Consider the following 15,357-nt stretch of genomic DNA (forward strand, 5'->3'; position numbering starts at 1 on the left):
ACAATCCCACCAAACCGTGGTACAATGAGAATTGTGAGAAAATTATCAGGAGACAATTCATGAAGAAATCTATCTTAACTACATTGCTCTTTGCAGTTCTTTACTTCCTCTGCATGGGGATTGGTGTCCTTTTGGGCAATCTCTTTGACCAAACTGGAAACATGTTTTATGCGCCTGCCTTTACTGCCCTTGTCGGCGGCAGCGTCTATATGATTCTGATCGCAAAAGTTCCGCGCTTTGGAGCCATTACCACTATCGGCCTTGTCATGGCCCTCTTTTTCTTGGGATCTAAACACGGTGCTGGTGCCTTCCTTCCTGGAATTATCTGTGGCCTGCTAGCAGATGGAGTAGCTAACCTCGGAAAATACAAGGACCAAACAAAAAACCTCCTTTCTTTCCTTATTTTTGCCTTTAGCACATCCGGACCAATCTTGCTTATGTGGATCACTCCCAAAGCCTATATGACAGCCCTTCTGGCAAGAGGAAAATCCCAAGAATATATCGACCGTATCATGGTTGCGCCAAATACTGAAACCATCCTTCTATTTATCGCAAGTATTGTCATCGGAGCCCTAGTGGGTGCTTTGATTGGACAAGCCTTAAGTAAAAAATTTGCGCAAAAAATCTGATTACTAAAAAAGAGCCACATGGCTCTTTTTATTTATGGCTCAAGACTTAGTCAAGAAATCTCCCAAGAATTGGATTGTAAAGATAATCAAAATGATAATGATGGTTGCCAAGATAGTCACATCGTGATTGTAACGGTTAAATCCATAAGCGATGGCCACGTTACCAATACCACCAGCTCCAACCGCACCAGCCATAGCTGTTTCCCCAACAAGGGAAATCAAGGTCACAGTCGTCACACGGATCAAATCTGGAAGACCTTCTAGTAAGCCTGAGCCTTCATAGCATGACATTTCTAATTGGCTAGTTGATTTTTTAGGACGATTGATTTTTACCTCTGTTGCATCCACAATCACCGTATCCTCAGCACTAAGATGAGTTTTTAAAATCGTAAAACCACTTTGAAGAAGAGTCACTTCAACCCATTGACTCCGACGGATTAAGTTGCTTTCGTGAATGCCAAAATCAGCCGCAATTTGTTCATAAGTTCGGTATTCTCGCATGTATTGAAGAGTAGCCATGAGGAGGTCTTCTAGGCTTAACTTAGGGGTTCGTCCACCTTTTGCGTGTTTAAGTTGATAAGCTGTTTTTAACACAGCTAACATCTCTTCAAAAGTAGTGCGTTGAACACCAACAAGGCGCTTAAATCGTGCATAACTTAATGGTTTACTTGATTCATAATTCATAGTTTTATGCCAATTTGGCATAAAAGATAATCTTACTCTGGAGAGAAATATCCTAAAAGTTCTGCTTTATGGATTGCCTCCTGCCTATTATTAACACCTAGCTTTGAAAATACATTTGCCAAATGATTCGAAACAGTCCGCTTACTTAAAAATAAGGTTTCACAAACCTCATCAATTGTTAAACCATTTCTAATCGATTCTAACACTTCTATCTCTCGTTCAGACAAGATATCCACGATTTCTTCTACCGAAAAATACTTTTTTCCACTATATATACCTTTTAATTGAGTAAGAAGCTTATCTGGATCGATACTTTTATCAATAAAAGCATAAACTCCCATCTTCTGAGCTCGATACTCATAAATTTTTTTGCTATACCCTGTTAAAATAACGATTTTAATACCTCGTTCTTTTTTTATCATTTCTTCTGCCAAGGCTAATCCATCTGTTTCATAAATACTAGTCAAATTAATATCTACCAAAATGATATCGTATTGACTATAATCAATATCATCTACTGATTGAAAATTTTCAACTAAATCAACATATTCAATTGTTTCTGATAACTCTAAAATCATTTTTATGCTCTGACTAAACAACTTGTGATCATCAATTAATAAAATTTTCATAGCATAGCTCCTTATCTATTGGTAATTGAATTTCTACTTGAAACATAGCATCCATTGTCTGAATTTCTATTGTTCCACCTAAAACACTAACCCGATTTTCTAAATTCTTTAACCCATAACCAAGATGGTTACTAGAAATATCATAATTATTTTTACAAGATAAATAAATAATATCGTCAGATACAGAGAGAGATAACCAAATAGTATGTCCTGATGAATATTTAACAGCATTAGTCACTAATTCTTCAATAAAGCGATAAAGAATCTTATCATACGGTTCCATTAGAAAAAAATCAGACTGAAAATCTGTTTCAACTTCTTTCATAGTCTCATATCTCCTCAATATTCTATCAATTAATGATGTATATTTTTTAGTTAACTCCTCATTGCCACTACTCATTGGTTGATAATAATCCATTCTCTCTCGGATACGTTGAACTAGTTCATCTGAGACATATCCAATCTGAGTTCTAAACTTCTCATCTTCTCCATATTTATTAAAATTTTTAATAGCCATCACACTTTGTAATACTTCGTTATGAAGAAATTCTGCGAATTGTTGCTCTATATCTTCATTAGCTAACAAATTCTTCACCATCTTATTTCTTTTCAAAAATAAAACTTCTAAATAATCTTTTGCACCCGTTAGCCGCTTACCTCTAAATAATCTAATAAATTCTTCCGTTAGAAATCCAACGATCAGCACAAGTAAATTAAAACAAATAAAACTTTGTTTTAAATCTAGTCTTGCAATAATAAATGTAGCAATTAAAAGGATACTTACCCCCAGTAGTACTTTTAAACTTGCCTCAATATATAATAGTTTCAACTCATCTATCTTTTTTTGAAAACTCATATAAATTGTTTTCAAGTGGAACGAAACAAGTACCAAAAAAATTTCTACATACCATAAAAAATTTAAAATACCAATATCAGCCGTGTTAATATATAAAATGACATAAGTAACGGGTAGAAAAAATGAAAGGAAGGTTAAATTTTTCCTCTGGTAATTTAAAAAAGATTTCAACTCTTTTTTATACATCATTAACAGAACAATAGGTAAGCAAGAAATGAAAAATGATGTAAATATAGATAAGAATAAAAAGAGAGGCTCACTAAAAAAATAAGATATCTCTGTAATAATCGTAACAATAAAAGTTACAAAAAATAGTTCCTCACCTATTTTTTTACCTAACAGAATAATAGATACTGAACTATAAACTAATAGAAAAGAATTAATGGGATGAAGCAGATCTAAAAAATGGAATAATGTGTGTTCAACATTCAAACTCAGAGCCAATTGCCAACTAATTAAAAATAGAGATAGTAATAGCCACAACTTTAATTCACTATATTTAAACTTTAAGAAATTACAAATATAAGTAGAAATAATCAACAAAATAATAAAAACAACTGCAAATTTTTGAGTAAAAGTTGATGAAAAGTCAAATGGAATTTTAAGGTATATATAAACCATTAATATAAAATGATTTATTAAAGTGCTCCACCATAACAATAATGAGTTATCAGAAATATTCTTTAACCACGTCTTCATATTTAAAATTTCCTACTATGATTTTTTGTTATCATTATATCACAAAACCAGAATAAGGATAGCTAATATCCCATTCTGGTTTTCACTCATTAGATCTGATTACTGGCCCTCACACAAATTTTATAGGTAAAATAGATATAAATTGTAAATAAACCAATCATAAACAATAAATATTTTACATCAATTACAACTGTTGTATTTGCAAAATTTTCAAAGTAGCCTAATAAGCTATTACTAAGTGAACAACTCAATGGAATAGCTATTAGCAACGGTATTAGAAAATAGGCGAGAATCTGTTGAAAAATAATTTTTTTATTTTGCATTCTTTGATTTCCTAATAAATAAAGTATATTGTAATCATTAACACTTTCTAATGCATTTGTGGAAGCCTGCAACGACAGAATACTCAATGTGATAACTGTAAAAATAACTCCAACAAAAATTAGAACTAATACAATGACTCCCATAACTCCTAGATATAGTTCTGCTGATCGAACTTTTGTTTGATATACAAAATCAGCTTGATTTCCTTCTTGATCCGTAAAATAATAATTTTCAATCCAGTTCTCTAAAAATGATTCAACATTTCGTTTATCAATCCCTTTTTTATATAAGGCTACATAATGTAAACTGTTAATAGTCAATTTTTTCGCTACTTTATCAGGGACTATCAATGTCCCTCGATCATTATTTTCTACTGTAGTAACAAAATAAACATTTTCCAAAGGACTTTTAGAACTTGACCTTAACTTTACATCGGAAACAGTCAATTCGTTAGTTTTAGAGAGAAATTCCCTAATCTGCTTCCTAGTGCCTTTATAGTTTGCATTTATTAAAAATTCATTGTCTGACAAACTGACTTCTTTTTTCCCTTGAAGTCTTAATAAAGAATTATAATCAGTAAGCGAAACAATATTAACGAACGAACCTCCTAATTCTTTATCTAAATCCCATAAATTGCTTGTATCAATAATATCTTTATAAGTCAATTCACTTATATAAGTTGGATACTCAAACTCTTTATCAATAATCGAAAAGTCAAAACCATCTTCTTTTAACTTATTCTTTACATCTATATTGTTATGATGGTATTTTTCTCCCTTAAACATCTGCACATCAATATCATAAGGAATAAATTTATTTAAATCATTACTCAATGAACTGTAGGCACTACCACTAAAAATCAATAAGCTAGTTGCTAATGCCAAGGAAAGCGATAATACCGATATGGTCACCGAATTACGATCTGCTTGCTTAGATAGTTGTCTGAGTTTAAATGAATTATATTTCTTGAAATACCAATTTGGCAATGAATAAGTTAAGCGGATCAAAGAATGGCTTAATGTACTGTAAAAAATAAATATAACTAGTACAAACAGTGTTATAAGTAACATTCCCCAATTTCTAAGAATTGAAATATGTGTATAGTCTGATAGATAGACACATCCAAAGCAAATAACTAGTGCCGACAAGATAAATAGTACCACTTGCCATTTTGTTTCTCCTTTCGAAAAAATAGAACTTTTAACACCATTTTCTTGAATAAGAGCAATAATAGCTTGCTTTCTAAAAGTAAATATGTCCATCACACCAATGATTACACTTGTTGCTAAATATGATATTCCTAATAAATTAACTGATTTCATGTCTAGAAAAAACATATTACCAAAATAATTCCCCATAAAAAAATTAGATGCAATATGTGCTAGGACAATCAATACTCCTAACCCTAAGATAAATCCTGCAAGCAAAGCAAACAGATTAACAACCATTGTCTCACAGAAAAGCGTTCCTACAATATGACGTTTTTTCATCCCCAATGTTGCGTATAGACCTAGCTCTTGTTTTCTTCGACCTAATACGAAACCAGTGGAGTAAACAACTAAAAAAGCAATTGTACTCAATACAACATAAGATAATAGTCCCATATATTGTGTCATAATGGTTGTCATCATCTCCTTAGCACCTGATAAACTTTGCATAACAGGATGACTTGGCAAAGCATTAAATGCATAGAGTAGACTATAAATTAACGTTAAACTAAGAAAGTAAACTGTGTATGTCTGTAAATTTCTTTGAACATTTCTGAGAATTAATTTTGGATACATCCTACTTCTCCTTATCGTGTATGTTTATAAATTTCTTGTAAATATTCTTCATTTGATAAAGAATGGCGGTACATATCTGCTGTAACTTGTCCATCCTTTAATAGAATAATCCGTGATGAATACTTAGCTGCTGCCGGATCATGTGTCACCATTAAAATGGTAATGCCAAAAACTTGATTAATCTCTTGCAGAAGAGCCATTAAACTTTCTGAGTTAGCCGAATCTAAAGCACCTGTTGGTTCATCTGCAATAAGCAGTTTAGATTCATCAATTAGAGCACGTGCGGTGGCAACACGCTGTCTTTGTCCTCCTGATAATTGATTGGGAAATTTATTTCGTAATTGACCGATTGATAATTTTTCTAGGATATTTTCTATTTTTAAATGACAATCAGAAACTTTTTTCCCTTGAATTTGTAATGGTAAGACAATATTCTCATAAACTGTTAAAGTTTCAACTAAATTATAAGATTGAAAGATATAGGAAATATTTTGTGAGCGATAGTTTGCCAATTGATTATCTGTTGCATTGATGATATCAAATCCCTCAAAGGAAATATCACCTGACGTCGGCTTATCAATTGTTGAAATACAGTTTAACAAAGTTGTTTTTCCACTGCCGCTTGCTCCCATAATAGCAAGAAATTCTCCTGTCTTTACAGAGAGATTAACATCCGATAAAGCATGAACTAGGCTATCTCCCTCCCCAAACTCTTTATTTAAATTTTTTACAACTAATTGTGACATAAATATTCCTCCATTTCTATTTTACAAGACTATTATAATCAACCTGAGCTTTAATATCATGAGTAATTCGTGCATAATCTCTCTAATGACAAGTAAAAAAGCCATAAACTAGTATGGCTTTTTAAATATACATCATTTTCGTTCTTTTCGTTTTTTCATAACGTAGACGATACCAATAATAGATGCTCCTAGAATCAATACGGGAGCATAAAACTCAAGTGTTCCAATAATTCCTTCCATCTTACTCTCCAATCTTGTTCATTCTATCTACAGCGGACATTCTGAATCCAGCTGCAGAATTACCTGATAGTTCTTGATTGTCAATTTCATGACGCAAGCTATCAACTTCTACATAATTTTCTTTCATTTTGTTCCTCCTATAATTTATCATTTAACTCTATATCAGTCAACTATAACAAGGAAAATTTACACATCTCAAGAAACATATATACTTCCTAAATTAACAATTAACATTATTACTTGTACATTCATAAGAACATGTGAAACATCGACCGCAACTATCTGCTAGACTTATTTGAACTGCCGTGAACCAACCTGAACCTGATTTGCCCGAAAGCTCTTGCTCGTTTACTTCAAAATCAAGACTATCAATTTCTTCACATTTATGAATATGTTTAGTCATAATCAACTCTCCTTTCTTTTTTTAGATAATCATCTTTACACTACTAAGTATACATCGCTAAATAGCTTTAGTAATGAGTAAATCGTGCAATAATATTGATCGATTTAAAACTAAAAATGGTAATACAGATTGATTAGCTAGATATTCTAATATAGCAATAGACTCCGTGTGAAATATCATTCAAATCAGAGTGAATGTTATCTAGGGCCGTAATCAATTTCATAGATGATAAGTCTGCTTCTCCACGCTCAAATTTGCTCAGCATGGAATAAGTAAACTCTCCTCCCGTCGCCTCCTATAGAGATAGATTCCGACTCTTTCTCAATTCTTTAAAACTTCTCCCAGATTTTGCATATTGACTCCCCACAATTCTTAACTCTCTAACTCATAAAAGTAACGGTTGATAGCAGCTAGTACAGAGAATTTTAAGTCTTTACTATACGACAACTCCTAAGAATGATGTACAAATTGCCTAGTTCTTTTTATTTATGGCTCAAGACTTAGTCAAGAAATCTCCCAAGAACTGGATTGTAAAGATAATCAAAATGATAATGACGGTTGCCAAGATGGTCACATCGTGATTGTAGCGGTTAATACTCAATGAAAATCAGGGTCACAGTCGTCACACGGATCAAATCTGACAGTTCTTCTAGTAATTCTGAGCTTCTAGGTTAAAATCTTTTACCTAAAAAACTTCTTTTTTCTAGTGATAAAATGAACCCTATCATACTCACTACCAAAAACACCCACCAACAAAGCCTGATATCTTGTAAAGCTAAGAAGGAAAATACAGACATCCCCAAGGGTAATGTTAGGGAAAAAATCATACTCAAGAGATTATTACTTCTAGCCAATATATCCGCGCTCAAATTAGACAATAACAGAGTATCTAATTTAGGCATTGATTTCGACATCAAATACATGACAAAGGCTAAGCAAGCAACACCTACTAGAGGAGAAAAATTTAACATATTAGCAGTAGCAAGTAAGACAAACAGACTTGCATTGAGCGATAGCAAACTTGAAAACGACCATTTCCCAAAATAATCATGAGGAGTTAGGCTACCGAGAATAGCTCCTCCCAAGCTAACACATTCGATTAAAAATAGGGATTGAGCATAGCTGAGATGATAGATAGTATGGTCTAATAAGTAAAAGTGATAAATACCTCCAACAGCTCCTCCCAAAGTATTCATCACTAAAATGACAAGGATCATTTTAAACAAAGGTCTACTTTCTCTCTGTCTAAATATATCATCCATGTCCGCATAGATTGCCTTAACTTGTTGAAATAAACTAATCGACTCATTCTCTACCGTTATAGACAAATGCGTCAATTCTCTTCTATTTTTGAACAAAACGAGAGAAGATAGTAAAAAGAAACCAGCATTCACAATTGCAACAAAAGAAAAATTTTGATGGCTGGTTGTGAGTAACCACACTCCTAAGGCTTGACCTCCTAGATTTGATAAATAGGAAACAAACTGAGTAAAGGAATAAGCTTCATAGAGCTTATCTTCCGAAATATTATGCTGGATAATCGGCATACGAAGGCCTGCTGTATAATCTGATAAAATATCCGAACAGATATTAACCATACAGATAAAAGCAAACGTTACGAAGTTCTGATCATGAATCACACTAGCAATCAAAAGGAATAGTAGACTTTGCACACAACCAACCCAGATAATTGTCCTTGCTTTATTCCGAGTATGATCAGCCTTAATCCCAACATAAAAAGTAAATAGGAAAGGTAAAATCGTAATCATATTCGCCATAAATACAGCTATATTTTTAAAGGGTAGACTCGCAGCATAAACGATAAATACCAGATTATAAATATAAGCTCCACTTGAGCTGAAAAACCTCGATAAGGTAAGTATTCTAAATAAATGATGTTTTAAAAATAGGTTCATAACAGACCTCTCTCATATTTCATACTCTTCGAAAATCTCTTCAAACCACGTCAGCTTCGCCTTGCCGTACTCCAGTACTGTCTGTGGCTAGCTTCCTAGTTTGATTTTTGATTTTCATTGAGTGTCAAATAGTATTCTATTGAAGCCAGTATAACAAAAAAAGCGGGACTCCCCACTTTTTTGTAATATATTTTTCTGAAAATAGAAACTCTAGCTCCTAGAAACTACTAATTATCAATCCATCTACAAGGCAATTTATTTTTCATCAGTCGATGTAATGAGAATATATTACAAATCTTTATTTGAAAGCTGGTTTGCAAAATAGTTTTCATAGTATCTTGCACCATCTACATACTCTAGATCTTGTAAGATTGTAATGCCTCTCTGGATTTTTTCAAGTCCCTTATTTTTTACATTAAAAATAGTATCATAATACCCTTTAGCAATCATATAAATGATTTTAAGATAAGCTTGAGATTCTGGCAATTCTCGTTTTTCAATCTGAAAGATAAAATAATCTGCTTTTAGTTTATCCTTTTCCTCTATCGCTTTAAAGAGCCCATTCATCAAAATGGTGTCAATACCAACTTTGTTACTAGGTAAAGAGCCTAATAAATCCGTCTTTTGTAACATCTCCCTAGAATATTTAAAATAGAGGGGCAGAGGAAACAAAGTAGAAATCGTTGAAAATAGTTCCAATTCATAATTTCCCCAGATATCAATAGTAAAAAAATATTCATAGAGAAAAGTCAGTTCTTCATCCGTTGCTCTTATTTCTGAATCAAAAAACACAAGAAGACTTTTGATACGAATCATTTGTAAAAGATAGCTTGTTTCACCACTTGATCTATACTTTTGAGTCGTCTCTTCAAACAAGGAGTGTAGAGAATCAATCCCTTCTCTGTCATATAAATCCCAAAGATTTTCTTGAAAAGCCAGGACCTTTTTCTGAGAAAAACCACGTACCAAGTACATAAATTCATTCAAATCAGAGTGGATGTTATCTAAGGCAGTAATCAATTTCATAGATGACAAGTCTGCTTCTCCACGCTCAAATTTGCTCAGCATGGAATAAGTAAACTCTCCTCCCGTCGCCTCCTGTAGAGATACATTCCGACTCTTTCTCAATTCTTTAAAAACTTCCCCCAGATTTTGCATATTGACTCCCCACAATTCTTAACTCTCTTACTCATAAAAGTAACGGTTGATAGCAACCAGTACAGAAAATTTCAAGTCTTGACTATAACGACAACTCCTATGAATGATGTACAGATTGCCTAGATCTTTTTATTTATGGCTCAATTTCTTGGTCAAGAAGTCTCCCAAGAATTGGATTGCAAAGATAATCAAAATGATAATGATGGTTGCCAAGATAGTCACATCGTGATTGTAGCGGTTAAATCCATAAGCGATGGCTACGTTACCAATACCGCCGGCTCCAACCGCACCGGCCATAGCTGTTTCCCCAACAAGGGAAATCAAGGTCACAGTCGTCACACGGATCAAATCTGGAAGACCTTCTGATAGGTAAACACCCACGATGTCCCAGAAAGTCGCTCCGCTCGCTTGAGTCGCCTCAATGACACCACCATCTAGCTCAGCCAATACCACCTGTACTTGACGGGCAAAGAAGGCAAAGACTGCAAAAGATAGCGGTACGATAGCCGCATTTGGTCCGATACTTGTCCCTACGATTAGGTGAGAGAAGGGTGACAAGACTGCCAAGAGAATGATAAATGGTACCGCACGGAAAATAGAGGTAATCTTATCCAAAATCCAAAAAACAACTTTATTTTCCAAAACACCACCCGGCGCTGTCAAGACAAGGAAAAGACCTGCAACCAGTCCTAAGAAACCTCCGATGATAAAGGAAAGAACCGTCATATAAAGAGTCAAGTAGATAGCTGTCCCCCAGCCAGCTTGACCAGACCAACCCATCTTATAGACGTTTGGTAAGTATGCTTTAATCAATTCTGCCATCTTACTGTCCTCCCTTCAATACTTTTAGTTGCACACCAGCCTGACGAATGGCTTCTTGGGCACCTGCTAGCGCTGCTTTTTCACCTGACAAGACCACAACCAATTCTCCAACAGGAGTGCCATCCAAAATTTCAATGTTTCCATAGAGAATATTAGCTGTTACTTGGTAGTGCTTGTACAATTCATTCAAAAGTGGTTCGTCTGTAGATGCCCCTGCATATTTGAGTTGTACCAGAACGCTATTGTCAGATAAGTGTTCCACGATTTCTTGCTTCTCGATTTTGACCATGGCTTCGTCAATACCTGTGGCTGTTGAGATGAAGTCTTGAGTCAAAGGTTGCTTAGGATCTGAGAAGATTTCAAGAACGCTACCTTCTTCAATCAAGCGACCGTCTTGCATAACGGCTACACGGTTGGCAATGTCTTTGACAATCTGCATTTCATGCGTAATCAAGACAACGGTCAAACCTAATTTTTGGTTCAAATCTTGCAACAAGGCCAAAATCTGCTTGGTTGTCTTAGGGTCAAGGGCAGAAGTTGATTCATCTGAAATTAAGATTTTTGGATCATTTGCCAAGGCACGCGCAATAGCCACACGCTGTTTTTGCCCTCCTGATAGTTGTGAAGGGTAGTTTTCAGCACGATCTGCCAAGCCAACCAAGTCCAACAACTTAGCTACTTTAGCCTTCTTTTCTTCCTTGCTGAGTCCAGAGTGTTTGAGGGCAAAGGCTACATTCTCCTCTGCGGTCTTTTGGCTCATCAGGTTGAAATGCTGGAAAATCATCCCGATATCCTGACGTTTACGACGCAACTGCTCGGCCGTCAAGGTCACCTTGCCATCAAAAATCACATCGTCATCAATGGTAATTTTCCCTGCAGATGGTTTTTGCAAGAGGTTAATAACACGAACTAGGGTTGATTTCCCTGCTCCAGAATATCCAACGATCCCGTAGATATCCCCTTCTTGAATGTGAATGGTCACATCCTTGACCGCTGTGATGGTTCTTTTCTTTTGGTGAAAAGTCACATCGATCTGATCTAACTTAATAATATCTCTACTCATAGCTCCTAATCAGCTCCTCTACTAATTCAATATGGGTGTAATAATCGGCGATTCGCACATTTTCATCTCCACCGTGATCTCGGCTGTTGGCATTTCCTAGACCGAAGGCCACCATTGGCACCTCTAGGGCATCAAAGACCGTATGCATCGGCCCTGTCCCAGCTGTAGTTGGCAAGACCGATACGCCCTGTGGATAGAATTTCTTGGCCAACTCGATCACATTGAGAATGGCTGGTGCACTCATATCGCTTCGATAGCTCATCTCTCCCAAGGTATAGTATAATTCTACCTTATCAAAGCCGTTTTTGTCTAGCTGTTTCCGAATTTTTTCCAGAACATCATGCGGTTCTAGGCCAGGAACCAAACGAACTTCTAACTTAGCACTGGCTTCTGCTGGCAAAATCGTCTTGACTCCCTGCCCTTGATAACCTGACTGGATCCCTTCGATATTGAGTGCTGGTTCAAAGAAGAAACGTTTTAGAAAGGCTGCGCGGTCCTCTTGTAAGAGAGGCAATTCCAAACCATAAATCTGGCTGATTTCCCCTGGATTACGTTGGGCGTAAGTGTCCACCAAGGCCAATTCTCGTTCATTTGGTTCTTGAACTTCTTCGTACAAACCTTCAGTCAAGATACGGCCATCTGTGGCACGAAGAGACTGTAAGGCTTGAAGGAGGTACCAGGGAGCTGACTCCACAACCCCACCATAGCTGGAGTGGATATCTACGTCAGCACTTTTGACCTTGGCATCAAAGGTCACAATCCCCTTATTTCCACCAGAAATTTCCAGCTGTTCCAAGGCATTTTTGGTCCCTTGTTCCCAGACCAACAAATCCGCTCCACGGAGTTTATCCGCATGTTTTTCCAAATACTTATCCAGGTCTGTCGAAGCCGATTCCTCCGCACCCTCCATGATAAAACTGATATTGACAGGTAGGTCATCATGGTGTTGCATATATTTTCTCAAAGCACTCAAACGAGCTGTGATATGCCCCTTATCATCGTCAACCCCACGCCCATACATGAAACCATCGCGGACCGAAAGCGTAAAGGGATCCTCTGTCCAGACCTGATCCCCGTCCGCTGGCACAGTGTCATAGTGGTTATAGAAAATCAAGGTCTTGGCGTCTGGACGTGAACTCTTGAAATGCGCCATGACAAAGGGCGCTGTATAAGTCTCATCAATCTCCACTTCAGCCCCCACACGTTTGAAAATCTCACCCAGATAGTTGGCAACTTCTTTCAGCCCAACCTGCTGGGCAAAGACTGATTTCTTAGAAATCAAGGTACGCAAGACTTCAAAATAATGTTGGGCAACATGATCCTTTTCAAATTTTTCAATCTGTTCTTGTTCGCTAGGAAAAACCATATTCTCTCTACCTTTCTATGAACCTATAGTCTTCTTTACAATCCATGCTCTATACAAAAGCAAGAGGTGGAAAAATCTCTCCCACCTCCCTGTGTTTATTACCAAACTGGTTGATCCAAACCGTCTGATGTTTCTTCGATAACTTTTTTCACGTCATCTGTGTGGTAAGCTGCGATCACTTTCTTGATAGCATCAGCTTTTGGTGATGTTTCCCAATCTTTTTTCGCAACGATGATGTTGTACCATTGTTTTGAATTTTCATCAGCCTGTTCTTTGAAAAGTGCTTTCTTGTAGTCCAATTTTGCTTCTGTAACGAAGGTATTGTTTACAACGGCAGCATCAACTGATGACAATGAACGAGCTGTTTGGCTAGCGTCCAATTCAGTGATTTTCAAGTTCTTTGGATTTTCTGTGATGTTTGCGATTGTCGCAAGCGCAGTTCCTGAAACGTCCAATTTAATCAAGCCAGCTGATTGAAGCAAGTAAAGCGCACGGCTTTCGTTGGTAGCATCGTTCGGTACAGCGATTTCTCCGTTAGCTGGGATGTCTTCTACTTTAGTGTACTTGTTGTCGCTGCCATTTAATCCTGAGTAAAGACGGATTGGTGAGATGTACGTATCTGCAATCGCTACAAGGTCTTTCCCGTTTTCTTTGTTCCAGTTGTTCAAGAAGTTATAGTGTTGGAAAGCGTTCAAGTCTACTTCGCCATCAGCAGTTGCCTTGTTTGGTTGTGAGTAGTCTGTGAACTCTGTAAATTCCAAAGTGATACCGTCTTTTTTAACCAATTCTTGGATTTTGTCCCAACGTTTTTCTTCAGAACCGCTACGGTTAACAGTTGCGATTTTGATAGTTGTTGCATTGTCTGCTTTCTTTTCTGAGTTTCCACAAGCTGCGAGAGCCAAACCTGCGACTGTAGCAAGGGCTGCTACACCAAGCCATTTTTTAATTTTCATGATTCTTTCTCCTTTAAAAATAATACCGTACTAGTATCTCACAATTTGTTTGATTCCACAAATTGTTATTAGATAGGCAGATGTATAGTTTAAAACTATATCCCTAAAAACTGAGAAATCACCCACCTTATTCAGGATGGATGATTTGAAGAAATTATTTAATATCTGCTTCTGCAGGTAGGTAAGTGTCCCCGAAGAATTGTTTAGACAATTTTTCAAGCGTTCCATCTTTGTAGAGTTCTTGAATACGTTTGTCTACAAATGTTTTCAACTCATCTTGACCTTTAGCAAGAAGTGGGTAAACGTAAGGTTGTTGGTCGCTTGGAAGCTCAATGACTTTCAAGTTGTCCAACCCTTGGTTTTTGATAACTGTTTCTACACCGATCTTGTCAAAAATCTTGTAGTCAAATTGTCCATCGCTCAAACGTACCATGATTTGTTGGAAACCCGCTTTAGTGTAGTTAAGGATAGTTGGGTTGTCCGGGTGTTCAGCGTTGTATGCTTCTAACTGCTTAGCTGATGTAGTAGCTTGAACGACTTCCGTCGATTTTCCACCGATATCATCGAGAGACTTGATGCTGTTGTCATCTTTCTTCACTACAAGGACATTAGGGTTTTGGGCAATTGGTGCGGCATAGAGGTATTTCTCCGCACGTTCTTTAGTGTAACCAAGATTGTTTACAGCCATATTGTAGCGGTCAGCATCAAGACCTGCAAAGACACCTGACCATTCTGTCTTTTCAAACTTGACATCATACTTGTCAGAGTCTTTAAAGATAGCACGAACCACTTCAATCTCGTAACCAGTCAATTCGCCATTTTCTTCATAGATAAATGGTTTTGGTGATCCGTTAGTTGCAACAATAATTTCTTTCTTGCTAGCTGCTTCTCCTTCTTTTTTCGCACCACCTGAGCAAGCTGCTAGCACACCTGCAGCAACAAGTCCTCAGGCAGCAAGTGATGAGTATTTAACGATTTTTTTCATGTCATTTCCTCCAAAATAAAATACCTTCTAATTTTAACAAAAAAAGACTATTTACGCCATTATATGATATCTATCTTTGTGATAAGTTTTCTTTATGGTT

The 15,357-nt window shown here is 36.3% G+C and carries 15 protein-coding genes and 2 pseudogenes; 1 reads left to right on the forward strand and 16 read right to left on the reverse strand.

From position 1 onward, the window contains the following. Positions 1 to 59 precede the first annotated feature (59 nt). A complete protein-coding gene (locus D2908_RS02055; RefSeq protein ID WP_117304468.1) occupies positions 60 to 629 on the forward strand; it encodes an MptD family putative ECF transporter S component in 570 nt (189 codons plus the stop codon). A 39-nt stretch (positions 630 to 668) separates the two neighbouring features. Here D2908_RS02055 and D2908_RS02060 read toward each other — a convergent pair whose 3' ends face one another. The 16 genes and pseudogenes from D2908_RS02060 to D2908_RS02135 form a co-directional block, all read right to left on the reverse strand. After that, positions 669 to 920 carry a hypothetical protein gene (locus tag D2908_RS02060; protein WP_240628265.1) on the reverse strand — a complete coding sequence of 84 codons (252 nt, stop codon included), beginning with the start codon at positions 918 to 920 and terminating at the stop codon, positions 669 to 671. A 5-nt stretch (positions 921 to 925) separates the two neighbouring features. Then, positions 926 to 1,313: pseudogene (locus tag D2908_RS02065) on the reverse strand (transposase family protein); the annotation flags it as partial. Positions 1,314 to 1,345: 32 nt separating this feature from the next. Further along, positions 1,346 to 1,942 carry a response regulator transcription factor gene (locus D2908_RS02070; RefSeq protein ID WP_117304470.1) on the reverse strand — a complete coding sequence of 199 codons (597 nt, stop codon included), beginning with the start codon at positions 1,940 to 1,942 and terminating at the stop codon, positions 1,346 to 1,348. Beyond that, positions 1,923 to 3,497, reverse strand: coding sequence for an ATP-binding protein (locus tag D2908_RS02075; RefSeq protein ID WP_023945192.1), 1,575 nt, complete (start codon positions 3,495 to 3,497; stop codon positions 1,923 to 1,925). Before D2908_RS02075 ends, D2908_RS02070 begins: the two co-directional genes overlap by 20 nt. A gap of 89 nt (positions 3,498 to 3,586) precedes the next feature. Then, positions 3,587 to 5,605 carry an FtsX-like permease family protein gene (locus D2908_RS02080; protein ID WP_117304472.1) on the reverse strand — a complete coding sequence of 673 codons (2,019 nt, stop codon included), beginning with the start codon at positions 5,603 to 5,605 and terminating at the stop codon, positions 3,587 to 3,589. 11 nt (positions 5,606 to 5,616) lie between these two features. Next, a complete protein-coding gene (locus D2908_RS02085; RefSeq protein ID WP_117304474.1) occupies positions 5,617 to 6,351 on the reverse strand; it encodes an ABC transporter ATP-binding protein in 735 nt (244 codons plus the stop codon). A 241-nt stretch (positions 6,352 to 6,592) separates the two neighbouring features. Continuing rightward, positions 6,593 to 6,718 carry a hypothetical protein gene (locus D2908_RS10225; RefSeq protein WP_269472448.1) on the reverse strand — a complete coding sequence of 42 codons (126 nt, stop codon included), beginning with the start codon at positions 6,716 to 6,718 and terminating at the stop codon, positions 6,593 to 6,595. A 93-nt stretch (positions 6,719 to 6,811) separates the two neighbouring features. Continuing rightward, a complete protein-coding gene (gene slmA / locus D2908_RS02090; RefSeq protein WP_117304476.1) occupies positions 6,812 to 6,994 on the reverse strand; it encodes a salivaricin M family lantibiotic in 183 nt (60 codons plus the stop codon). Positions 6,995 to 7,487: 493 nt separating this feature from the next. Further along, a pseudogene (locus D2908_RS02100) lies at positions 7,488 to 7,650 on the reverse strand (ABC transporter permease); the annotation flags it as partial. Between the two features lie 15 nt (positions 7,651 to 7,665). Further along, positions 7,666 to 8,910 carry a transporter gene (locus tag D2908_RS02105; protein WP_117304478.1) on the reverse strand — a complete coding sequence of 415 codons (1,245 nt, stop codon included), beginning with the start codon at positions 8,908 to 8,910 and terminating at the stop codon, positions 7,666 to 7,668. A gap of 288 nt (positions 8,911 to 9,198) precedes the next feature. Continuing rightward, positions 9,199 to 10,068, reverse strand: a complete 870-nt coding sequence (locus D2908_RS02110) for an Rgg/GadR/MutR family transcriptional regulator (RefSeq protein WP_117304480.1) — start codon at positions 10,066 to 10,068, stop codon at positions 9,199 to 9,201. Between the two features lie 129 nt (positions 10,069 to 10,197). Continuing rightward, positions 10,198 to 10,890 carry a methionine ABC transporter permease gene (locus D2908_RS02115; RefSeq protein WP_117304482.1) on the reverse strand — a complete coding sequence of 231 codons (693 nt, stop codon included), beginning with the start codon at positions 10,888 to 10,890 and terminating at the stop codon, positions 10,198 to 10,200. A gap of 1 nt (position 10,891) precedes the next feature. Then, positions 10,892 to 11,953: a methionine ABC transporter ATP-binding protein gene (locus D2908_RS02120; RefSeq protein WP_117304484.1), complete on the reverse strand. Its 1,062-nt coding sequence runs from the start codon at positions 11,951 to 11,953 to the stop codon at positions 10,892 to 10,894. Continuing rightward, positions 11,946 to 13,319, reverse strand: coding sequence for a M20/M25/M40 family metallo-hydrolase (locus D2908_RS02125; protein WP_117304486.1), 1,374 nt, complete (start codon positions 13,317 to 13,319; stop codon positions 11,946 to 11,948). Before D2908_RS02125 ends, D2908_RS02120 begins: the two co-directional genes overlap by 8 nt. A gap of 98 nt (positions 13,320 to 13,417) precedes the next feature. Continuing rightward, entirely contained in the window at positions 13,418 to 14,272 is an 855-nt protein-coding gene (locus D2908_RS02130) for a MetQ/NlpA family ABC transporter substrate-binding protein (protein WP_049495461.1), read from the reverse strand. A 154-nt stretch (positions 14,273 to 14,426) separates the two neighbouring features. After that, positions 14,427 to 15,200 (reverse strand): amino acid ABC transporter substrate-binding protein, encoded by a 774-nt coding sequence (locus D2908_RS02135; RefSeq protein ID WP_117304488.1) that lies wholly within the window; start codon positions 15,198 to 15,200, stop codon positions 14,427 to 14,429. Between the last annotated feature and the right edge of the window lie 157 nt (positions 15,201 to 15,357).

It is taken from the genome of Streptococcus sp. LQJ-218, from assembly GCF_003428885.1.
Lineage (GTDB): Bacteria > Bacillota > Bacilli > Lactobacillales > Streptococcaceae > Streptococcus.